This is a genomic window from Cuneatibacter caecimuris (genome assembly GCF_004216775.1).
GTDB classification, from domain to species: Bacteria; Bacillota; Clostridia; order Lachnospirales; family Lachnospiraceae; genus Cuneatibacter; species Cuneatibacter caecimuris.
The window spans coordinates 987,001-1,009,145 of the sequence record NZ_SGXF01000001.1 but is presented as its reverse complement, the minus strand read 5'-3'; the positions used below and the strand labels follow the sequence as shown (position 1 = coordinate 1,009,145).

Below are 22,145 nucleotides of genomic sequence, written 5' to 3'. Positions count from 1 at the left end.
AGACTAGATTGCAGGAGGAGATTCCTTTGAACAGAGAAATGGTGATAGTTTTGGACTTTGGCGGACAGTATAATCAGTTGATTGCCCGCCGGGTCAGAGAGTGCAGCGTATACTGTGAGGTACTGCCTCACACAACAAGTCTGGATGAGATCCGGGAAAGAAATCCCAGGGGGATTATTTTCACCGGCGGCCCGGCCAGTGTATATAAAGAAGATTCTCCTACCATCAGCCCTGAAATTTTTGAGCTGGGTATTCCTGTTCTTGGGATCTGTTATGGATCTCAGCTGATGGCGCATCTGCTGGGAGGCCGTGTGGAAACAGCGCCAGTCAGTGAATACGGCCATACAGAGGTGGAGGTGGATGTTTCCTCCAAACTCTTTCAGGGGATTTCCTCAAAAACAGTCTGCTGGATGAGCCATACAGATTATATTGCGGCAGCCCCGGAAGGATTCCGCATTACCGGATATTCGCCGGTATGCCCGGTAGCCGCTATGGAATGCGAATCCAGGAAGCTGTATGCGACCCAATTTCATCCTGAAGTGCTGCACACCAAAGACGGGAAGCAGATGCTTTCTAATTTTGTATACAATGTCTGCGGCTGCAGCGGGGACTGGAAGATGGATTCTTTTGTGGAAAGCGCTATTCAGGCAATGCGGGAGAAAATAGGTTCCGGCAAGGTCCTCTGCGCCCTGTCCGGCGGCGTGGATTCCTCAGTAGCTGCGGTTTTGCTCTCCAAGGCGGTGGGCAGACAGCTGACCTGTGTGTTTGTGGACCATGGCCTGCTGCGCAAGAACGAAGGGGATGAAGTAGAGGCAGTATTCGGCCCCAACGGTCCTTATGAACTGAATTTTATCCGCGTCAATGCACAGGAACGTTACTATGAAAAGCTCAAAGGCGTGACAGAGCCGGAAGAAAAGCGGAAAATTATCGGCGAAGAGTTTATCCGGGTATTCGAAGAAGAGGCAAAAAAAATCGGGGCAGTGGATTTCTTAGTGCAGGGCACCATCTATCCGGATGTGATTGAATCCGGTCTGGGCAAATCTGCTGTGATCAAGAGCCACCACAATGTGGGAGGCCTGCCTGATTATGTGGATTTTAAGGAAATTGTTGAGCCTTTGCGTCTGCTGTTCAAGGATGAGGTGCGTGCGGCGGGGCGTGAACTGGGCATTCCGGAATATCTTGTGAGCCGGCAGCCTTTCCCCGGCCCCGGCCTGGGAATCCGGATTATCGGCGAGGTGACTGCGGAGAAGGTGCGCATTGTTCAGGACGCGGACGCTATCTACCGGGAGGAGATTGCCAAAGCGGGAATTGAAGGTCTGGGCCAGTATTTTGCGGCGCTGTCGAATATGCGGTCTGTGGGTGTTATGGGGGACGAGAGAACTTATGATTATGCTGTGGTTCTGCGGGCCGTGATGACCAGCGACTTCATGACCGCGGAGGCTGCGGAAATTCCCTGGGATGTGCTGCATAAGGTTACCAACCGGATTGTGAATGAGGTTAAGGGCGTGAACAGGGTGTTTTATGATTGTACTGGGAAGCCTCCGGCTACGATTGAGTTTGAGTAAATAGGAAAATCGCTATAAAGCTAGAGTTTATAAGCTTTGTAGCGTTTTTTCTTGCCAAAATTGGATACGGGTTGGATAGCGATATGCCGCTGCAGTTGACTTCAAATCTCTTTTTTGGTATAATGAAAGTGTTCACTTGCATGGAGGTGATAACTTGGATGATACAAGCCAGAAAATAGTGGATGCGGCAATGCTGCTGATCAGGGATAAAGGATATGTTGCTACCACTACAAAAGAGATTGCTAGGGTGGCGGGCGTAAATGAATGTACTCTGTTTCGAAAATTCCAAAATAAGAAAGATATTGTTTTGCAGGGAGTTAACCAGGCAGAGTGGCGGGCCAATATCACACCGGAGATTTTTCAAAATGTCAAATGGGAGTTACAATCAGATCTTGAAATGTTTCTGCGGGCATACATGGACCGGATGACGCCGGATTTTGTAAATCTTTCGATTGGCCTGCGCGCTCCGCAGATATATGAGGATACGGCTTCCTTTATTATGAAGGTACCGCAGGCGTTTCTGGCGTCTTTTACAGAGTACCTTAAAAAAATGTATGAACGGGGAAAGATACCCAAAGCGGATTTTGACGCTTTGGCAATGACTGTTTTTTCTGCCGCATTCGGATACACATTTTTAAGCGCATCTTTCGGGAAGGAACTATCGCAGGTGGAGAAGGATACATACATAAAAAGCAGTGTAAAAATGTTTATACAGGGGTTAGAATAGAGGAATCGGCGCTGCCTATGGCGGCGCCAAAAAAACAGATCTAATGCAAGCAAGTGCACGCATGTTTGGTGGGAGGAGGATTTTATGGAAATCACAGGTGCAGAATTATTTGTGAAAGCTTTAAAAGAAGAAAATGTAACGACGCTGTTTGCGTATCCAGGCGGGCAGGCCATAGATTTATTCGACGCCCTTTATGGGGAGAAAGAAATAGATGTTATTTTACCCCGTCATGAGCAGGGATTAGTACATGCTGCGGATGGGTATGCACGTTCTACGGGAAAAGTAGGCGTATGTCTTGTGACAAGCGGGCCGGGAGCGACTAATCTTGTTACTGGGATTGCCACTGCAAATTATGATAGTGTCCCTCTGGTATGCTTTACGGGACAGGTGCCGGTACATTTAATTGGGAATGATGCTTTTCAGGAAGTGGATATTGTTGGGATTACCAGAAGTATATGTAAGTATGCAGTAACAGTGAGGAAAAGGGAGGACTTAGCGGAAACGATTAAAAAGGCTTTTTATATTGCCCGAACAGGAAAGCCGGGGGTTGTTGTTGTAGATTTACCAAAGGATATTCAGAAAGCTTCTGGCAGTGGTTTATATCCGAAAGAAATATCCATCAGAAGCTATAAACCTAATACCACCGTACATACCGGGCAGATAAACAGGGCGATAGATATATTAAATCATGCCCGTAAGCCTGTTTTTTTGGTGGGCGGCGGAGTCAATATCGCCCATGCTAATAAAGAAATGACACAGCTGGCAGAATTGACGGGCGTTCCAGTTATTACGACTATTATGGGGAAAGGAGCGGTTCCCACCTCTCATGATTTATATATTGGAAACATTGGCATTCACGGAAGCTATGCGGCTAATTCTGCAATCAGCAGCTGCGATGTCCTGTTTTCTATAGGCACAAGATTTAATGACAGGATCACGGGTAAGATTGAAACGTTTGCAGCTAATGCTAAAATAATCCACATTGATATTGATGCCGCATCTATTTCCCGGAATATTGTGGTAGATGTACCTGTCGTGGCTGACGCAAAAAAAGCAATTAGTGTATTGCTTGAAAAGGCAAAACCACTTTCTGTTTTAGATTGGGTAACACAAGTCCGCCGATGGAAAGAAGAATATCCTCTCACGATGGGAGAAGATGGTTTAACGCCGAAAAAGGTGTTAGATGTTGTTAACGGACTTTTTACGGATGCAGTAATCACCACTGACGTAGGGCAAAACCAGCTATGGACAACACAATTTCTTGAGGTTGACGATAAGAAGCAAATGCTGACCTCTGGCGGATTAGGCACAATGGGATATGGTTTTCCTGCGGCGATCGGGGCAAAACTCGGCAATCCACAGAAAGATGTTATTGTGATCACAGGCGACGGCGGCATACAAATGAACATCCAGGAACTGGCAACGGCGGTTGTTTATGAACTTCCTATTATAATCTGCATTTTAAATAACGGGTATTTGGGGAATGTGCGGCAATGGCAGGAAATGTTTTATGACAGGCATTATTCCAGTACCTGTATGAGATTCCGCAGGAGCTGCGGGCTGGGATGCAGCAAACCGAATAGCGGCTGTCCCGAATATACGCCTGATTTTATCCGACTGGCAGACAGTTATGGAGCGAAAGGCATCCGCGTTTCCAGGCCTGAGGATATAAAAGCAGCATTTGAGATTGCAAAACAGAATACCAAAGTTCCTACGGTGATTGAGTTCATCATAGACAGGGAGATGAATGTCATGCCTATTGTTCCGCCGGGGAATGCTCTGAGCGATATGATTTTGGAAAGGGGAGAAGACAGAGAATGAAAAAAAGATGGATATGTTTATTTGTAGAAAATGAAATCGGCGTGCTTGCCCGTATCGCAGGCTTGTTTTCTGGAAAATCTTATAACCTGGACAGCCTGACGGTTGGAACTACCGAGGACAGTGCCATATCGCGGATGACGATTGGCCTGACCAGCGATGATAAGACCTTTGAACAGATTAAGAAACAGTTGAACAGGAGTATAGAAGTAATTAAGGTGGTAGATTACACGGATACGCCTATCCACATGAAAGAAATCCTGTTTGTGAAAGTGAATTGCCGCTCGGAGGAAGATGTCGCGGAACTGTTCAGAATTTCAAATGTATATGGGGTTTCGGTTATTGACTATGACACTACAGCCGTTCTGCTGGAATGTACCCAGACAGAAAACAGGAATAACGATATAATTGCTTTGTTAAAGAGAAAATTTATTAACAGAATTGAGATTGTGAGAGGGGGAAGCGTTGCGGTGGAGGCTGTCAGCATCTGCGAAAGATAATGTTTGGCAGTATAAAAGAAGCTTTGAAGATAACAAAACTGAAGTGGTGATAGAATGGGTTCATTTGTTGCTGCACTGAAAAGTGCTTTGGATGAAATTATGTATCGTGAGTTATGTCAAGAGTAAGGTCCTGATCGTCAGCCTGATTTATGAGAATTGGAATAAGTGTAATCGTGTATTAGCTTCAGAAAAGAAATATGGTGTTTGAGGAAGAACATGAAACATAAAACACGTAAACAATAGTTGTATATTTTAATGCCGTGAGTGGATACTGGAAGGAATCGAGATAAAGTTTGATGTAACAATTTGAAGCAAAGGCTTTATGTAAGTTGTGCCATTCGCCTATACTATTACATTCCGCCTAAAAAGGCAACGATAATAGGTGAAAATAATCCAAATCTCCTTGCAATTCGCCTAAAAATGTGTTGCTATTAGGCGAACAGAAAGGTTGTGTAGGCGAATGCGGCAATTTGATTACAGTAAACTTAAGAGTGCGGCATGGGCAGTGAGGTGCTTTCTCTGGTGGCACAGATTCATGAGTTCAAGGGCCGTCAGGAGATGTATCTGGCACAAAAGCCTGCGGCTCTGGAACGGCTGATAGAGACCGCTGAGGTGCAGAGTACCGAGGCGTCCAATAAAATTGAAGGTATCGTAACGACCAGGGCCCGAATCAAGCAGTTGTGCGATGAGAAGACCACCCCTCGAAATCGGGATGAAGAGGAAATCAGCGGCTATCGAGATGTGCTGAATACCATCCACAAGAGCTATAAGTATATTCCGCTGACCCCAAACTATATTTTGCAGCTTCATGAGATGCTTTATCACTATTCTGGCCGCTGTATCGGCGGGCGGTTCAAAAATGTCCAGAACTATATCAGCGAACCCCGGGCTGACGGCACAAGTTTCGTTCGTTTCACACCGTTGCAGCCCTATGAAACACCAGATGCCATTGCGACCATCTGTGAAAGTTACAGCAAGACGATTGATGATGGCGTCATTGATCCGCTGCTTCTGATTCCTATTTTCATCAATGATTTTCTGTGTATTCATCCCTTCAATGATGGTAACGGCAGAATGAGCCGACTGCTGATCACACTTCTTTTGTACCGCAGTGGCTATGTGGTGGGACGGTATGTGAGTTTGGAAGCAAAAATTGAGCGAAACAAGAACGCATATTATGATGTTCTGCAGACTGCATCTACCCGTTGGCACGAAGAGGATAACGATTTTGTTCCGTTTATCAAATATCTTCTAGGGACGATCCTTTCTGCCTACCGGGACTTTGAAGATAGGATACAGCTGGTCGGTGAGAAGTTGCCTGCTGTGGAACTTGTTCGCCGGGCTACGCAGAAGAAAGTCGGTAAATTTACCAAGAGTGAGCTCATGGAGCTGTGCCCGTCTATTAAGAAAGCGTCAGTGGAAAACTCCCTAAAGAAGCTGGTCGATAATGGAGAAATCACTCGGCATAGTAGTGGCAAGAATACCTTCTACACTCGAAATGGCTGAGTAAAATTATGGCAACACCAGGGCAACAAAACTAAATCTCGCTAGCAAATATGTTTAGAAAATTGCTAACAGGAGTGAATTCGAATAGACACCACTCCTCTGCAAAGCTTTGTTTTATGAGCTTTTCAGAGGAGTTTTGTGTTGGCTGCAAACTAGGAGAGAATGGCATCGGCTACACGATAGGCGAAGATGGATTGTATTCTCCAGACTAAAAACTGCAAAAGGGAACAAATTATACGGTTGGCAAATATGGAAGGATGATGTTAGCCAGTGGCAGTAGGTAAGGATTTTTGCAGAGGGGATAGACCCCTCTATAATTTTATGATGGCAACTGCAAATTGCGAAAAAGCACTTTGAAATTGGTGGTAAAAGTAATAAAGGTCTTGTAAAATGAAATCAATAATTGCAGGAGGTAATCTTTCATGAAGCTATCTGAAAAAATAATAAAATTAAGAAAAGTGAACGGAATGACTCAAGAGGAACTTGCATCAAAATGTAATGTAAGCAGGCAATCCATATCTAAGTGGGAAGCAGATATTGCATTGCCGGAAACAGAAAAGTTGTTAATATTGGGAGAGCTATTTCATGTTTCCACGGATGTGCTGTTAAAGGATCAATTGACATTAAGTGAAGTTAAGGAAGCGCATAGTTGCGGAAATAATGCAATTCAAGGGAAAAAACAGGAAATATATGAGGGAGTATTGATTAAAGAAAGTGTAACAGATGATACCATTATTGACTTGCTGAATGTACATAAGATTGAATTATGGAACACCGATGGAAGGCCGAAATATTGGACGGTATTGTTTTTTACCAGTGATAAAAAAAATTTCCCGGAGCAAGTATCCAGGGTAATGGGAGTTGACACAGATAATGGAAAAAATTGGTTTGTTGATTTTAAGGCTGGGAATGTAAAGTATATTGTCTTTAAAGATAAAATATTGAAATATCAGATTGGCAATCAGCCAGAAAAAGATTATGTATGCAACGAGTGTCGGAAAATGGGCATTTCCGATGGAGAAATGAATTGGTCAGAATAGGAGCAGATATGAGAGTATTATTAACATCAGCAGGTTTGGAAACAGAAGAAATCAGAGAATATTTTTTGAAGATGTTAGGAGTAGGTGTGTCAGAGGCAAAGGCGTTATTTATTCCTACAGCAGCAATAGATGCAGGGGCGATAGAGATGCTGCCTGAATGCATGAATGATTTGTTAAAGTGTGGTATCCAAAATAAAAATATTAAAGTTTTTGATTTGCATACAGGAATGGAAATAGCTGAACTGCAAAAATATGATGTGGTATATCTGTGTGGCGGGGATACAAATTATTTGCTTGAAAGAGTAAATGCTACTGGATTTAATGCGACTTTGATGGAATATATTAAGGGAAATGGAATGGTAGTGGGGGTGAGTGCCGGAAGTCTTCTTTTTTCTAATAATTTGGCGGGTAACTTAGGATTGATAAATTCAAGATTGGATGTGCATTGTCCAGATGGAGAGGCGAGAGGTAAGGTAGAATATCCGATAAAGGATAATATGAGATTAACCAATACCTGTGCCCTTGTCATTCGAGAATTTCCGGATGGATTAGAAATAATCGGCGAATAGGAAGATGAACGGTTTTTGAAGGTTTTAATGAGTCTGCTATATGGTATGATAAAGCAGATTTACTGAAAGCACGAGGAGAAAAAATAAAAAATATTTGGCGTGGCGGTTGCCATGCCCTTATTTTTTAGTGGTAAATGCGGAACGGAAGTGATATAATTAAATGAATAAATTGAAATTTTGCATTCGGAAGGCTGACGCTCTAATTTTGGCGGAAAGCAACGTAGCGTATTACAAAAAACAGGTTCAGGAAATGCTGAAATATTAACCATTGGCAACGCCAAAGATATATGTCAGTCTGTTTAGAAACTGTGAATGTTATTATGAAAAGCTGTATGGAGAAAGCTGCGCGTACGGATCAGTGAGGGGCTTATATCGTGCGATGTAATTTACTCGACTGAAAGGAGATATTATTGATTAAAAAAGTTAAACCATTTATTATTCCTGCCTTATTGTTGGTTTTAATAGACCAAACTATTAAAATAGTAATTTCCAATGTGTTCATGCAGTACAATTTTGACATAATACCTAAAATTTTAAGATTTAATCCCAACTTAAATACTCATTTATCTTATGCAGGGAATTTTATTGATATATTGTCAAGTCCATTTGTTGCGATTTTATTGAATATTCTTGCTTTATTCCTCTTTCTCTCAGGATATATGCTATATCTGACAAAAAGACCATACACAAGCTTTTCGGTTAAAATGATAATGATTTGTGGCATAGCCGGTAGTTTATGCAGTCTGTCGGATAAGCTGTTTTGGGCCGGAAGTTTAGACTATTTACAGATACCATCCCTTTTTATTTTTGATTTAAAAGACTGTTATCTTACGGTTGCAGAAGTTATGTTTGTTGTTATTGGAATTTTGCATAGCAGAGAAATATCTGTTAAAGAGTATCTGCATTTTTTAAAAAATAAATTTAGATTGTAAAATTACAGCTTGCAGGGAAGCAGAGAGAAAATATTGTTACCCTTTAGGAGATTTCAGATGCTTATTTTATAAGGGGTTGTGGGGACATGTGTGATAAAAATGTCCTCTGTCTTTTTCCCGGCGGTGGGGAAACCTGTTATGGCAATCATCGCGTCCCTGACCCATGATATAAATTGTTTTGAACCGCTGGTGATACTGTTTCCCGCAATTTTTGAAGGAAATAAAACGGGCAGCGGTATTAAAGGAATTTGCACCCGAAGAATACCGTATCCTAAAGGCGATGGAAATGTACGGCGGTACAGAAGCTGCCGTCAGCCTAATATATGATTAAAGAGGATGCGAAATTGAACTTTACAAGAAGAGTATGAATAGCAGACAAAGAGCCGGGAAGCCTCTTTAACAGCGGGCTTTCCGGCTCTTGATTTATTTAAGAAAAATTGTATGGAAAGAAGTGACAGTATTTGATACAATGACTAGATAACAGAAAGAGACCAACCGGAATTCATGGAGGTAAGACAGATGAAAACAATTCGGCTATTATATCCCGACCATGTGAGCGGAGGCTTGGAGACCTACTATTTTGGAGCAAACCTGATGGCTCATATTCTGCCCCAGAATGAGAATCAGAAACTTGTCACAGTGGGAATTAAACCGCCGGGTGGTGGCGAAATGGCTGTGACGGATGGCATATATGGCAAAGAGGAGGTTCTGGGCGGCATTCAAGATGCCATGAGAAAAATTGCTGCTGAGAATCCGGACAGAATTATCACTATCGGCGGTAACTGCATGGTATCGCAGGCCCCCTTTGATTATCTCCATGGAAAATATGAAAATACCGGTATCATCTGGATTGATGCGCATCCGGACGTTTCTTTGCCAAAGGACGGATACCCGAACGCCCATGCAATGGTATTGAGTTCATTGCTGGGACATGGCGATCCTGCGCTGTCCGGCCTTATGAAAAATCCAAAGTTCAAGCCAGAGGAGATTCTTTATGTCGGTTTGCAGGAGCTGCACGATTATCAGCAAAAGTTTCTGGACCATATGGGCGTGAATTATAAAGTACAGACAGAATCTTTTATTTCCGCCAAAGAGATCAGAGCATTTGCCGGTCAGTTTGCTCATATCCTGGTTCATTTTGACATTGATGTGTTGGATGAGAGGTTCTTCCATTCCACATATTTCGCAAATCCCGAACTGGTGGGAGACGGCGCGGGCGGAGGGAAGATGAGGATGGATATGCTCTCACAAGTATTCCAATGCATTCAGGATTGTTCCGACATTGTGGGGTTTACGATTGCAGAGTATCTTCCGTTTGATGAATACCGTCTGCACAGGGCATTGTCAAAAATCAAATTGTTCACAGAGTGAAGAATTTTTAGACAGGGCATTTTGTTGGAAGGGAACAGGAAGATAATGCAAAGTATTTGGAGGAGAAAATAATGGACCATAAACGCAGTGGGATGCAGTCAAAAAGAATTACTTTAGGATTATTCATATTTTATTTAATTGCTTTAACATGGATTATTATTTTCAAAGCGCAGCTTTCTTTTGAAAGCTTGCCTCATATCAGAAATATTAATTTGATCCCTTTCAGCGAGCCGGTGATAATAAATGGGAAACCATATTTAAAAGAAATCTTTCTTAATGTGTTGGCGTTTATACCTCTCGGTTTATTTATTCATGTTTTATGGGAGCAAAAGTCATTACTAATACGGATTTTGCCTATTATAAGTACCAGCCTCTTGTTTGAAGCAATACAGTATACTTTTGCGATTGGGGCAAGCGATATTACAGATGTTATATCAAATTCTTTGGGCGGAATAATAGGTGTTATTATTGCTGTTGTTCTCTCAAAAATATCAAGCAAAAACTGGATAAAAATAATAAATATTCTCAGTCTGATTGGAGCAGTTCTTTCAAGCCTGTTTTTTGCAATATTAATTTTTGCTAATCTGTAATGATTGGTGTATTGATGAAACAGGGGAGTGAAAATTCCGGATTGTTTATTCAGACAGACGGAAATATGGAAGGTATTTTCAATACTGACAAAAGGGAACCGCTATAAAGTTGAAGTTTATCAGCTTTATAGCGGTTTTTATTTTCCAAACTTCCAAGCATATTCCAGCCTTTGCCCCCTGATTTCTATAGAAAAAATAGTTTTCCCATGGTAAAATCAAAACACAGAGATAAAAACACAACGTAAGAATATCCGCTTACAGAGCCGGTAGGTAGTCCGGCCGCGCTGTTCAGGCGTAAGTAACCCTCCCTCCTTGGGCCGTCCGTTCTCTGTGCATTACAATTTGCGCGGGTACAGTTTAATACCACGCCTGCCATCAGGCATTAAGGAGGAATTGTCATGGACAAAGTAACAGGCAGACTGACAGTATTTTTTGAGGACCCTTTCTGGGTAGGAGTTTTTGAACGAATTTCAGAGGGAAGGCTATCGGCAGTTAAGGTAACATTCGGGGCGGAGCCAAAAGACTATGAGGTCTACGATTTTATTCTGAAAAATTACTGCCGTCTGCATTTTAGTCCGGCTGTGGCAGCTGCCGTAAAGGAATCAAGCCGCAATCCAAAACGGATTCAGAGAGAAGTGCGGAAACAAGTACAGAGTACGGGGATCGGCACAAAATCCCAGCAGGCATTGAAAATGCAGCAGGAGCAGTTAAAAACTGAACGCAGGACTGTGGGACGGGAACACCGGGAAGCAGAGAAACAGCGCCAGTTTGAGCTGAAACAGCAAAAACGGAAGGAGAAGCATCGGGGCAGGTAGCGCCTGCCAAAAGGAGAACATCAATGAAAGAATGGTTCACCATCAATCAGATTGACACGGCCACCTATATCATCAGCGAATACCGGCACTGGGAAGAGACCCACTGCTATCTTCTGAATGGTTCCCGGCGCAGCCTGCTCATCGACACGGGCTTAGGGATCAGCAATATTTATAATGAGGCCGTAAAACTTACGGATAAGCCCATAGCCGCGGCTGCGACGCACATTCATTGGGACCATATCGGCGGGCATCAATATTTTCCGGAGTTTTATGCCCACGGACAGGAAGTGAGCTGGCTGAACGGAGAGTTCCCGCTTCCTCTCGGGGCGGTCAAAGGGATGGTAACAGACCGCTGCGACCTGCCGGAGGGTTATGATGTAAATACATATCAACTGTTTCAGGGGAAGCCGGCAAAAGTATTGGGAGACGGGGACCGGATTGAGCTGGGAGGAAGGAATATTCAGGTTCTTCATACCCCAGGCCATTCGCCGGGGCATATGTGCTTCTGGGAACCGGAGCGCGGCTATCTCTTCACCGGGGATCTGATTTATAAAGATACGCTGCTTGCTTATTACCCTTCCACCGATCCGGCCGCTTATTTGTCTTCCCTGGAAAAAGTTTCAGGGCTTCCGGTGAAAAAAGTGTTTCCGGGACATCATACACTGGAGATAGAACCGGAAATTATCGGTAGAATGCGCGATACTTTCCGGCAGTTAGACCAGGAAGGAAAGCTGCATCATGGCAGCGGAGTATTTGATTATGGAGATTGGGGAGTGTGGTTATAAATTATGGGCAGAACATTATATGTAACGGATTTGGACGGCACCTTGTTAAATAAACAGGACAGAATCAGCCCTGAAAGTATTGAAATCATCAACAACCTGATCCGGCAGGGGATGCTTTTTACTTACGCCACTGCCAGATCCCTGGTTTCGGCATCCGTTGTTACAAAAGGTCTGTCCGCGGATATTCCGGTTATCGCATATAACGGCGCCTTTATTTTCCAGCCCTCCACCGGGGAAATCCTGTCTGAAGAAAGTTTTTCCGCAGAAGAAATGCGGAAGGCGCAGGAGCTTTTGGAAGGGTATGGGATGAGCCCGCTGGTCTATTCCTTTATTGATGGGGATGAGAAGGTTTCCTGGATATCCCAGAAAGAAAATGAAGGAATCAGAAGATACCTGGGCCAGAGACAGGGGGACAGAAGGCTGCGGCCGGTTTGTGACAGCGGGGAGCTGTACCGGGGAAAAATGTTTTACTTTACCTGCATTGGCGAATTAGAAGAGCTGCGCCCGGTATATGACATATTTTCAAAGGATGAGAGATTCCGCTGCACGCTTCAGCAGGAGCTGTACAGGCCGGAGTATTGGTGTGAAATCATGCCTGCAAAGGCGACAAAAGCCCATGCGGTTCAGAAGCTAAGGCAGCAATGGGGCTGCGGCAGGGTTGTGTCTTTCGGGGATGCAATCAACGATATTCCCATGTTTGAAATATCCGATGAATGCTATGCGGTAGAAAACGCGGTGGAAGAATTGAAGGCCATTGCTACCGGAGTGATCGGCAGCAATGAAAATGACGGGGTGGCGGAGTGGCTGCGCGCTGAATTTGTCCCTTGCCCGACAGAAAATTTGAGGTAATGCAATATGGATAAAGATTATTTGGAACTGAAAAAATGGCTTGAGGACACCAGAGATGTGCCGTTAGAGGCGATGGCAGGCTTTTTTGACGCTCGAATCGGCTCTTATGAGGAGCATATGGCCCGTTGGCGCGGGCATTATAAATGGATGTCAGAGCTGCTGCCGGAGGATACAGAGACGCTGCTGGATTTAGGCTGCGGCACCGGGCTGGAACTTGATAATATTTATTCCAGATTTCCTGGCCTGCAGGTGACGGGAGTGGATTTATCGGGGCAGATGCTTGAGAAACTGCAGGAGAAGCATGGCCATAAAGGGATTCATCTGATCCTTGAAGATTATTTCCTTTTTGAACCTGAAGAAAACAGCTATGATGCTGTAGTAACGTTTGAAACGCTGCATCATTTCCCCGCGGCCAGGAAGCTTTCATTATTTCAGAAAATCTGTCATTGCCTGAAGCCAGGCGGTATTTATCTGGAATGTGATTATATCGCCACATCTCAGGAAATCGAGGATTTGACCTTTGCAGAGTGCGCCCGCAGGCGGATCAGAGACGGGATTTCGGAGGATGCTTTCGTCCATTTTGATACGCCCCTGACCCTTGAACATGAGATGGCAGCCATAAAGGCGGCGGGTTTTACAACAGTTGAGTGCGTGGGATTCCTGAGCGGGGATAACCATACGGCGATGATCCGAGCTATAAAATGACGGATCAATCAGGCTGCATTTATTGGGCGGAAGATGGAGTAAGAGATGGCAAGAAAAATTGAAGTAACGGAATATAATCCGGAATGGCCGAAGCTTTTTAAACAAGAAGAGAAATTGATCAAACAGGTTTTGGGTAAAAACTGTAAAGCAGTATACCACATTGGATCTACCGCTGTAAAAGGGATGAAGGCGAAACCGGTGATTGATATAATGCCGGTGGTGAAGGATATTTCTCTGGTGGATCAGCATGATGCTGAATTTGAAGCTTTGGGGTATGAGTGCAGAGGGGAATTCGGTATTCCGGGGCGCCGTTTTTTTGTAAAGGGAGGGGATAACCGCACGCATCATATTCATATTTTTGAAAACACCAATCATGCAGATATTGAACGCCATCTGGCGGTGAAGGATTATCTTCTGAGCAATCCTGAAGACGCCAGAGAATACGCTGAATTGAAGGTGAAGCTGGCGGCAGAATATACATATGATAATGATGGATACTGCGAAGGGAAATGCGCATTTGTGCAGGATATGGAGCAAAAAGCGCTGAAATGGAAGAAAAAGCAGGAGCATCAGTCCTTCTGCATGTCTTTGGGAATGTGTTTCGGTGTTGCGGTAGGTTATGGAATTGGTTCCGCATTTGGCAAGGGGGAAATCGGGATGTGCTTTGGAATTTGCATGGGGATGTGCGCGGGACTTGCAATCGGCTCCGCAAAGTCATCAGAAAGGGGAAAAAATGACTTGTAAGATCAGAGAATGGAAATTAGAGGATGCGGAAGATCTGGCTGCGGTTATTTCTGATAAGGATGTTCAGGATAACCTGCGGGACGGAATCCCTTATCCCTATACAAGGGAGGACGCGGAAGAGTTTATTTCAGCAATGCTTTCGGCTGACAGGAATAAAGTTTTTGCATTCGCCATTACGGCGGATGAAAAAGTAGCGGGCAGCATAGCGGTATTCCGGCAGGAAAACATTCACAGCCGCACCGGGGAATTAGGTTATTATCTGGCTCAGGATTATTGGGGTAAGGGTCTGATGCCAGAGGCGGTGAAGCAGATCTGCGATTATGTATTTTGCAATACAGATATGATCCGTATTTTTGCGGAACCCTTCGCGCAAAACATCCGTTCCTGCCGCGTGCTGGAGAAAGCGGGATTCCAGTATGAAGGGACTCTGCGCTGCAACGCGGTAAAAAATGGTCTTGTAATGGATATGAAAATGTACGCAAGGCTCCGGGACAGATAATTTTTTGCAAAAAATATTGTGAAGGATCTTCCCTAATCTTTCGGTTTATACTATAATAAAGTGTAGTTTATCCATGGGCACAGGGATTTTATATGTCTTGTACTGAAGATAATCTATGGAAATCATGAATGCATAGGAAGGCAGGAGACGTACATAATGGAGAGAAAAGTAGGCACCGTATCAAGAGGAATCCGCTGTCCGATTATCAGGACAGGAGACGATCTGGCAGAAATTGTTGTGAACAGCGTTTTAGAAGCCGCTGACAGCGAGGGGTTTGAGCTGAGAGACCGCGACGTAATTGCGGCGACAGAATCTATTGTTGCCAGAGCGCAGGGAAATTACGCGGGAGTAGAAGCCATCGCGGAAGATGTGAGAGCCAAACTGGGAGGGGAAACCATAGGCGTGATCTCTCCGATCTTATCCAGGAACCGCTTTGCGATCTGCCTGAAGGGAATCGCCATGGGGGCGAAAAAAGTGGTGCTCATGCTGAATTATCCCAGCGATGAAGTGGGCAATGAACTGGTGACTCTGGATCAGCTGGATGACGCAGGAGTAAATCCTTACAGCGATGTGCTTACCCTGGAGCGCTACAGAGAACTGTTCGGAGAGAACAGGCATCCATTTACCGGCGTGGATTATGTGGCGTATTACAGCGACCTGATCAGAGCGGCGGGAGCGGATGTTGAGGTGATTTTTGCCAACAATCCAAGAGAAATTTTAAAATATACAAAGAATGTCCTTACCTGTGATATCCACACCCGTTTCAGGACCAAGAGGATCTTAAAAGAAGCGGGAGCCGAGAGAGTCTGCGGTCTGGATGATATTTTGAACGCGCCGGTAAACGGCAGCGGCTGCAACGAGAGGTTCGGCCTGCTGGGTTCCAATAAATCTACAGAAGATACAGTGAAGTTATTCCCCAGGGACTGTCAGGATCTGGTGCTGGATATTCAAAAGCAGATTTTAGATAGAACCGGCAAACGGGTAGAAGTAATGGTATATGGAGACGGCGCTTTTAAGGATCCCGTGGGCCGCATCTGGGAGTTGGCTGATCCCTGCGTATCCGTAGCGAATACGGAAGGGCTGGAAGGCACTCCCAACGAGCTGAAGCTGAAATATCTGGCGGACAATGACTTTAAGGACCTGTCCGGCGACGCGCTGAAAGACGCGATTTCTCAGCGCATTAAAGGAAAGAAAGAGAACCTGGTGGGGGACATGGCGTCTCAGGGTACGACGCCCAGAAGGATCACAGACCTGATCGGTTCCCTCTGCGATCTGACCAGCGGTTCCGGGGACAAAGGAACTCCGGTTATTCTGGTTCAGGGTTATTTTGACAATTTTACGAGCTGATATTCCGTACCATACATTGAAAGCGCAAAGAAAAGGAGATACGCAATGAAGCAGGATATGATCGTTATTCTGGACCTGGGCAGCACGGAAAATACCGTAGTTGCCAGAGAGATCCGCAGGCTGGGCGTGTACAGTGAGATTCATCCCCATGATATTACTCCGGAAGAACTGAAAGCTCTGGATAATGTAAAGGGAATAATTTTAAACGGCGGCGAAAACAGGGTGGTGGACGGAAAGCCCGTTGAAGTGGATTCCAATATTTATGAGCTGGGCTGCCCGGTGATGTCCATCGACCATCCCACAGCAAAATGTGAGCAGCAGCTCTCCCAGCTTCCTGATGAAAAAACTCTGAGGCAGTTTGTCTTTGACCAGTGTAAGGCAGAGCCCAACTGGAATATGAAGAATTTCATTGAAGACCAGGTAGAGCTGGTGCGCCGCCAGGTTGGAGACCGGAAGGTGCTGCTGGCGCTGTCCGGCGGTGTGGATTCCTCCGTAGTCGCGGCTCTGCTGCTGAAAGCCATCGGCCGGCAGCTGGTGTGCGTGCATGTGAACCATGGACTGATGCGCAAAAATGAATCAGAGAGCGTGGTAGAGGTATTCCGCAACCAGCTGAACGCAAATCTGATCTATGTGGACGCCACAGAACGTTTCCTTGGAAAGCTGGAAAATGTGGCGGATCCCGAGGAGAAGCGCAAGATCATCGGCGGTGAATTCATCCGCGTATTTGAGGAAGAAGCCAGAAAGCTGGAAGGGGTTGATTTCCTGGGACAGGGCACCATCTATCCGGATATTATTGAAAGCGGCACAAAGACCGCTAAGATGGTAAAATCCCATCATAATGTCGGCGGCCTGCCTGAAGATCTGAAATTTGAACTGGTAGAACCGTTAAAGCAGCTGTTTAAAGATGAGGTGCGGGCCTGCGGCGTGGAGCTGGGCCTTCCCGCTAATATGGTATACCGCCAGCCCTTCCCCGGACCCGGCCTGGGCGTGCGCTGCCTGGGTGCGATAACGAGAGAACGCCTGGAAGCCGTGAGAGAATCCGACGCCATCCTCAGAGAAGAATTTGAGAAGGCCGGGCTGGATAAGAAAGTATGGCAGTATTTTACTGTGGTGCCTGATTTTAAATCCGTTGGCGTGAAAAATAATGCCAGATGCTTTGAGTATATGGTGATCCTCCGCGCCATCAATACCATTGACGCTATGAGCGCCACCATTGAGCTGGTGGATTATCAGGTGCTTCAGAAGATCACTGACAGGATTTTGAAGGAAGTGGAGCATGTAAACAGGGTGTGCTTTGATCTTTCACCGAAGCCGCCGGCTACGATTGAATTCGAGTAGAGGGTTAAAACCCCGCAAGCCAGTAATTACAAGGCTTGCGGGGTTTTCTGCTACCCGAAAAGTAAGATTTTAGTAAGACTTTCTGTAATATCCATATGTGCAATGCATTTTATGATGAATTATTTTCGCCTGTTTATTGCTATGCTTTCAGGAAAAGTATCTTTCCAGTGGGCATATTCTTCTTTGGTCATTTCTCCAGCTTGATACTTCTTATTTGCTTCGCCCCATTCAATAACAAGATCTGATATACTGGCTTGTCCTCTCTTTTTGGGAGCAGCCTGTAAGCAATAGATTCCATTTTCTTCAACCACTTTCAGATTGTAGTTTTCTTCCATTTCAAATAAAGCGTGCATAACACCGAGTTCACTGTTTAGATTCGGTTCAGAAATAGCGAAAACACTCACCCCAAGAGCAGAAGCAATAACCTCAAGGTGTTTCGGGCTGGGGGTGCGGTTGCCTAATTCGTAGTTTCTTATAGCGGATTCGCTCATGCGGCACTTTTGCGCCAAATCCTTTTGTAGTAGATTCTGTTCCGTTCTGAATTTTCTGATTTTCTCACCAACAGTCATCACTTATCATCCTTTCAAGATATATGTACATTTCCTAAGTATAACCAGTATACCACACACATTTCAAAAATGAAATGAAAACTATTGACATTTCAGAAATGAAATATTATAATGCAGATATACATTTCGATAATGAAATGTTAGCAAATAAAATGAAAGGCGGATAATGTATGGAGAAAAACTTATTTATTAATGCAAGCGAAGTGGTGGATATGCTGGATGTGTCAAAACCCTATGCCTATAAGCTAATCCAGCAATTTAACAAAGAACTTGCCGAAAAAGGCTATCAGATTATTCCCGGCAGAGTCAGCAGGAAGTATTTCAAGGAAAGGATGTATGGATTAAATGAGTAGGGGGTGTGGATATGTCGGTTCATAAAAATAAAGTAACGGGTAAGTGGGATGCATATAGCTATTACTACGATTATACCGGGAAACGAAAACAGAAGCATAAAAGCGGTTTTGAGAAGAAGAGAGATGCACAGGAATGGGAACGGCAGTTTGATTTAAAGAAGGACCGCAATCTGGATATGAATTTTGGCGTGTTTGTAGAAATGTATATGGCAAATGAAGAAAAAAGAGTGAAGAAAAGTACGTTTCTGACAAAGCAGCATATTGTCGAGAAGAAGATTCTCCCTTACTTCAAGGATAGAAAACTCAAAGAGATTGCAGCAGCAAACGTTATAGAATGGCAGAATGAAATGATTTCTTTCAAAAATGGAAAGGGGAAAGGTCATTCACAGGATTATCTTCGTACCATCCATGCACAGTTAAGCGCAATCTTCAATCATGCGGTGAACCTTTACGGTCTTTTTGCTAATCCGGCCAGACAGGCGGGGACGATGGGAAAACAGTTTGACAAAGAGATGAAATTCTGGACAAAGGAAGAGTTTCAGCGATTTATTGAAGCAGTAGCAAATAAACCGAGGTCATACTATGCGTTTGAAATGCTTTACTGGTGCGGAATGAGAGAGGGGGAACTGCTGGCTCTTACAAGAGAAGACTTCGATTTCGCAAAACAGACGGTACGAATTAATAAGACATTTCAGAAGTTAGAGGGAAAAGACCACATAGGAACACCCAAAACGCAAAAGAGTAACCGAACAATTATTATGCCGGATTTTCTGGCAGAAGAAATGGAGATGTATATAGAAAGTTTGTATGGGTATCGCCCCACAGACAGGATATTCCAGATTAGCAAGAGTTTTCTCCACCATGAGATGGACAGGGGAGCAAAAGCGGCAGGAGTGCCGGAAATCCGCATACATGACTTGCGGCACCCTTATGTCAAGGCCACGACAAAATCTATTTTAATAATAAATGACTTTGAAACGATACATCAACCGTTCCAAAGTCATTATGAAAGTTACGTTAACTTCTTAATTATTTTCTTATCAAAAGTAGTTTCAGCAAATAATAAAAGTCCCTTAACCACAACTTCTTTTTTCTCACATATTACCTCATCTAAAAAGCTAATAATTGCATTCGATATTTTTATCCGATCTACTTTATAAACAGATTTTAGAACATATACGGCCTCAGCAATTATCTCCGGATAAACAGAACAGTCACCATGCATTATATTATTACATGCAATTTCAAACATATCCGATACATCTTTTAATAAATACCTTAAAACAAAGTTCGTATCAAGAATTCTCTTTGACTTCTCTAACAGTCCTTTCCCAAGCTCCATCTTCCAAAGGAATTAAATTTGGATTAGCTTACTTTGCCAAAGAACCTGCCGCATTTATTTTTTGTCTGTTGTTATCAAGCTCTATCTCTTCATCTAACAGAGTAATGATAACACGTTGATTTTTTCTTGCATTTAGTTTTTCCAAAGTCTGTACCACTTCCATCAAAATATCCATTAACCGCAATCAAAATATTCGCGCCTTCCTATTTTTAAATGGCAATACTATGAAAATATACCCTGTATTCGTTATATCCGAAAATATCCCACTATACAACCTCTACATATTTTAGCTACCCTATTCCCTAGCTACCCTATTTTCATTTATTCGACACATTTTCTTATCCGATTGTGTCTTATTTCATCGTACTTTGCCGAATCTTGTCGCCACCACCTCCATCACTCCCACGTTTCTCTACTGATTAACATGGGATATTCCGCATTGGCAATCGGAGAACGGTTAGGACATGAGAGTATAAAAGTCACATATCGCTATGCACATCTTTTCCCAACGGTTCAGACAGAGATGGCAAAAAAATTAGGAGCAGAAAGAGAGGAAATATTAGATGTCCCAAAAGAAGAAAGATGATAAAAATAGGTGGCGCAATCTTACCGTTGCTTTTCGGGTATCGCCCGAAGAAAATGAAGAATTGAATATGAGAGTGAAGCTATCCGGCGCAGAGACTAAGCGGGAATATATTATTCAAAGCGTTCTTCATCAACAGGTGATTGCAAAGGGAAATCCGCTCATGCTTGTAACTTTCCGAAGAGAACTGCAGCATATTGAAAGGGAACTGGAACGGCTGACATCTATTGACCAGATGGATTCTGAACTTTTGACACCGATCAGGAGTATGTTAGAAATATTAGAGGGATTTCGTAAAGATAGTACAGAGGATAAGAGCAATGAGCGTTAAAAAAGCCCTTGCATCCGTAAATACAAGAGCCTTAGAAATGCACAATGCATCTCTGGACAAGAGTATTGTAGCACGAAGAAAAGGCAGATACAATCAAAAATTCAATACAGAAAGGGGGCGGTGACTTGGCAATCTGTTCCTCTCAGAATACTATCGTAGACCAAATGGCAAACATTGTAATTACGGGAAATGTGATTCCTCAGAATTGGTACAGGGCAATCGTCAAGCCAACTGGGAAACCATATGTAGAAGCGATTATGATATTGGCAGATATTGTCTATTGGTATCGCCCCACAGAGGTCAGAGATGAAATGACCGGGCAGACAACAAGATTACAGAAGAAGTTTCATGGAGATTTACTGCAAAGAAGCTATCAGCAAATATCCGACCAGTTTGGAATCTCAAAGAGACAAGCGGCAAGGGCAGTTGTTGCATTGGAAGAATTGGGAGTTATACGCAGAGAATTTCGTGATCTAAAAATCAATGGGCGAAGTGTGAATAATGTAATGTATCTGGAATTGATACCGGGGAGATTGCAGGAATTAACCAACCCAATACAAGGTGATAATGAATCCATGTCACCAATTTTGGAGACACCTGATGCCAAAAACGATGATAGAACCATAGGGAAAATGGAGACAGATCATTCCGGGAAGTGTGATACAAATACAAAGATTTCTCCAGAGATTAACAACAAAGAGTATTCAATCCTATCATATCAGGAAGAACTGGAACATTTTAAAAAGCAGATTGATTATGATGCGATACGATTGGATATGCCATATCAGGCAGAGCAGTTAGATGAAATTGTCTCTCTGGCAGTAGAGGTTTTGACAACAACAAAGGAAACCATACGGGTAAACAAAGAGGAACGGCAGACTTATCTGGTTCAAGCACAGTTTCGGAAATTGAATATGGGGCATATACGCTATGTATTAGACTGTCTGGCTCATAATACAACCGAGGTAAGGAACATTAAGGCAATGCTGATAACGAGCCTATATAACGCTGTATTGACTATGGGCAGCTATTATATGGCAAGGGTACAGCATGACATGTATGGCAATTGAATTTTGCCCGGTAACGGGCATATAAAGCGGCGGACACGCCGAAAAAGAAATAAGCCGTGGCATCTCTCATCAATAAGAAAATACTTTGTCTAAGCCCTCGGCGTTTGAGAGCGAAATACACCCTACGCACAAAACTTCGTTTTGTACTTCGGGTATTTCGCCCTTGCAGGGGGCAGATTGCCCGGTAAAGGGCATAA

At 43.8% G+C, this 22,145-nt stretch carries 24 protein-coding genes and 1 pseudogene; 23 read left to right on the top strand and 2 right to left on the bottom strand.

The genetic code is table 11. The features are described from left to right. The first annotated feature begins 26 nt into the window (after window positions 1–26). The 18 genes from guaA (EV209_RS04815) to guaA (EV209_RS04730) all read left to right on the top strand — a co-directional run bounded on the left by guaA (EV209_RS04815) (window position 27) and on the right by guaA (EV209_RS04730) (window position 17,700). A complete protein-coding gene (gene guaA, locus EV209_RS04815; RefSeq protein ID WP_130433562.1) occupies window positions 27–1,565 on the top strand; it encodes a glutamine-hydrolyzing GMP synthase in 1,539 nt (512 codons plus the stop codon). 154 nt (window positions 1,566–1,719) lie between these two features. Continuing rightward, window positions 1,720–2,292, top strand: a complete 573-nt coding sequence (locus tag EV209_RS04810; RefSeq protein WP_130433560.1) for a TetR/AcrR family transcriptional regulator — start codon at window positions 1,720–1,722, stop codon at window positions 2,290–2,292. A gap of 84 nt (window positions 2,293–2,376) precedes the next feature. Beyond that, complete coding sequence (gene ilvB / locus EV209_RS04805) at window positions 2,377–4,113, top strand: biosynthetic-type acetolactate synthase large subunit (protein ID WP_130433558.1); 1,737 nt, start codon at window positions 2,377–2,379, stop codon at window positions 4,111–4,113. Further along, entirely contained in the window at window positions 4,110–4,610 is a 501-nt protein-coding gene (gene ilvN / locus EV209_RS04800) for an acetolactate synthase small subunit (protein ID WP_130433556.1), read from the top strand. Before ilvB ends, ilvN begins: the two co-directional genes overlap by 4 nt. Window positions 4,611–5,108: 498 nt before the next feature. Then, window positions 5,109–6,116, top strand: a complete 1,008-nt coding sequence (locus tag EV209_RS04795) for a Fic family protein (RefSeq protein WP_330520819.1) — start codon at window positions 5,109–5,111, stop codon at window positions 6,114–6,116. Between the two features lie 422 nt (window positions 6,117–6,538). Continuing rightward, window positions 6,539–7,156: a helix-turn-helix domain-containing protein gene (locus tag EV209_RS04790; protein ID WP_130433554.1), complete on the top strand. Its 618-nt coding sequence runs from the start codon at window positions 6,539–6,541 to the stop codon at window positions 7,154–7,156. 8 nt (window positions 7,157–7,164) lie between these two features. Continuing rightward, window positions 7,165–7,725 (top strand): Type 1 glutamine amidotransferase-like domain-containing protein, encoded by a 561-nt coding sequence (locus EV209_RS04785; RefSeq protein ID WP_165388814.1) that lies wholly within the window; start codon window positions 7,165–7,167, stop codon window positions 7,723–7,725. 410 nt (window positions 7,726–8,135) lie between these two features. Continuing rightward, complete coding sequence (locus EV209_RS04780; RefSeq protein WP_243647491.1) at window positions 8,136–8,657, top strand: signal peptidase II; 522 nt, start codon at window positions 8,136–8,138, stop codon at window positions 8,655–8,657. Window positions 8,658–9,176: 519 nt separating this feature from the next. Then, entirely contained in the window at window positions 9,177–10,028 is an 852-nt protein-coding gene (locus EV209_RS04775; protein ID WP_130433550.1) for an arginase family protein, read from the top strand. A 71-nt stretch (window positions 10,029–10,099) separates the two neighbouring features. Beyond that, window positions 10,100–10,618: a VanZ family protein gene (locus EV209_RS04770; protein WP_330520818.1), complete on the top strand. Its 519-nt coding sequence runs from the start codon at window positions 10,100–10,102 to the stop codon at window positions 10,616–10,618. 398 nt (window positions 10,619–11,016) lie between these two features. Further along, window positions 11,017–11,433: a YjdF family protein gene (locus EV209_RS04765; RefSeq protein WP_130433548.1), complete on the top strand. Its 417-nt coding sequence runs from the start codon at window positions 11,017–11,019 to the stop codon at window positions 11,431–11,433. Between the two features lie 23 nt (window positions 11,434–11,456). Continuing rightward, window positions 11,457–12,218, top strand: a complete 762-nt coding sequence (locus tag EV209_RS04760; protein ID WP_130433546.1) for an MBL fold metallo-hydrolase — start codon at window positions 11,457–11,459, stop codon at window positions 12,216–12,218. Window positions 12,219–12,221: 3 nt separating this feature from the next. After that, window positions 12,222–13,067 (top strand): HAD family hydrolase, encoded by an 846-nt coding sequence (locus EV209_RS04755; RefSeq protein ID WP_130433544.1) that lies wholly within the window; start codon window positions 12,222–12,224, stop codon window positions 13,065–13,067. Between the two features lie 6 nt (window positions 13,068–13,073). Beyond that, on the top strand, window positions 13,074–13,772 hold the full coding sequence (locus EV209_RS04750) for a class I SAM-dependent methyltransferase (RefSeq protein WP_130433542.1): 699 nt from the start codon (window positions 13,074–13,076) through the stop codon (window positions 13,770–13,772). 45 nt (window positions 13,773–13,817) lie between these two features. After that, a complete protein-coding gene (locus tag EV209_RS04745) occupies window positions 13,818–14,516 on the top strand; it encodes a GrpB family protein (RefSeq protein ID WP_130433540.1) in 699 nt (232 codons plus the stop codon). Then, complete coding sequence (locus EV209_RS04740) at window positions 14,506–15,015, top strand: GNAT family N-acetyltransferase (protein ID WP_130433538.1); 510 nt, start codon at window positions 14,506–14,508, stop codon at window positions 15,013–15,015. Before EV209_RS04745 ends, EV209_RS04740 begins: the two co-directional genes overlap by 11 nt. 156 nt (window positions 15,016–15,171) lie before the next feature. Continuing rightward, window positions 15,172–16,362: a coenzyme F420-0:L-glutamate ligase gene (locus EV209_RS04735; RefSeq protein ID WP_130433536.1), complete on the top strand. Its 1,191-nt coding sequence runs from the start codon at window positions 15,172–15,174 to the stop codon at window positions 16,360–16,362. 45 nt (window positions 16,363–16,407) lie between these two features. Further along, a complete protein-coding gene (gene guaA / locus EV209_RS04730) occupies window positions 16,408–17,700 on the top strand; it encodes a glutamine-hydrolyzing GMP synthase (protein ID WP_130433534.1) in 1,293 nt (430 codons plus the stop codon). 119 nt (window positions 17,701–17,819) lie between these two features. Here guaA (EV209_RS04730) and EV209_RS04725 read toward each other — a convergent pair whose 3' ends face one another. Next, a complete protein-coding gene (locus EV209_RS04725) occupies window positions 17,820–18,269 on the bottom strand; it encodes a helix-turn-helix domain-containing protein (protein ID WP_130433532.1) in 450 nt (149 codons plus the stop codon). A gap of 170 nt (window positions 18,270–18,439) precedes the next feature. On the opposite strand from EV209_RS04725, the gene EV209_RS04720 reads away from it, so the two are divergent. After that, complete coding sequence (locus EV209_RS04720; RefSeq protein ID WP_130433530.1) at window positions 18,440–18,622, top strand: DNA-binding protein; 183 nt, start codon at window positions 18,440–18,442, stop codon at window positions 18,620–18,622. Between the two features lie 11 nt (window positions 18,623–18,633). After that, entirely contained in the window at window positions 18,634–19,782 is a 1,149-nt protein-coding gene (locus EV209_RS04715) for a site-specific integrase (RefSeq protein ID WP_130433528.1), read from the top strand. A 210-nt stretch (window positions 19,783–19,992) separates the two neighbouring features. Here the strand turns inward: EV209_RS04715 and EV209_RS16240 are convergent, their stop codons facing one another. Then, complete coding sequence (locus EV209_RS16240; RefSeq protein WP_165388813.1) at window positions 19,993–20,139, bottom strand: hypothetical protein; 147 nt, start codon at window positions 20,137–20,139, stop codon at window positions 19,993–19,995. Window positions 20,140–20,349: 210 nt separating this feature from the next. Between EV209_RS16240 and EV209_RS16605 the strand changes: the two are divergent. The 3 genes and pseudogenes from EV209_RS16605 to EV209_RS04700 all read left to right on the top strand — a co-directional run. Further along, window positions 20,350–20,550, top strand: a pseudogene (locus EV209_RS16605) (site-specific integrase); the annotation flags it as partial. Then, entirely contained in the window at window positions 20,528–20,878 is a 351-nt protein-coding gene (locus EV209_RS04705) for a plasmid mobilization protein (RefSeq protein WP_130433526.1), read from the top strand. The pseudogene EV209_RS16605 and the gene EV209_RS04705, both read left to right, overlap by 23 nt. Window positions 20,879–21,042: 164 nt before the next feature. Next, a complete protein-coding gene (locus EV209_RS04700) occupies window positions 21,043–21,948 on the top strand; it encodes a DUF6017 domain-containing protein (RefSeq protein WP_130434183.1) in 906 nt (301 codons plus the stop codon). Window positions 21,949–22,145 lie beyond the last annotated feature (197 nt).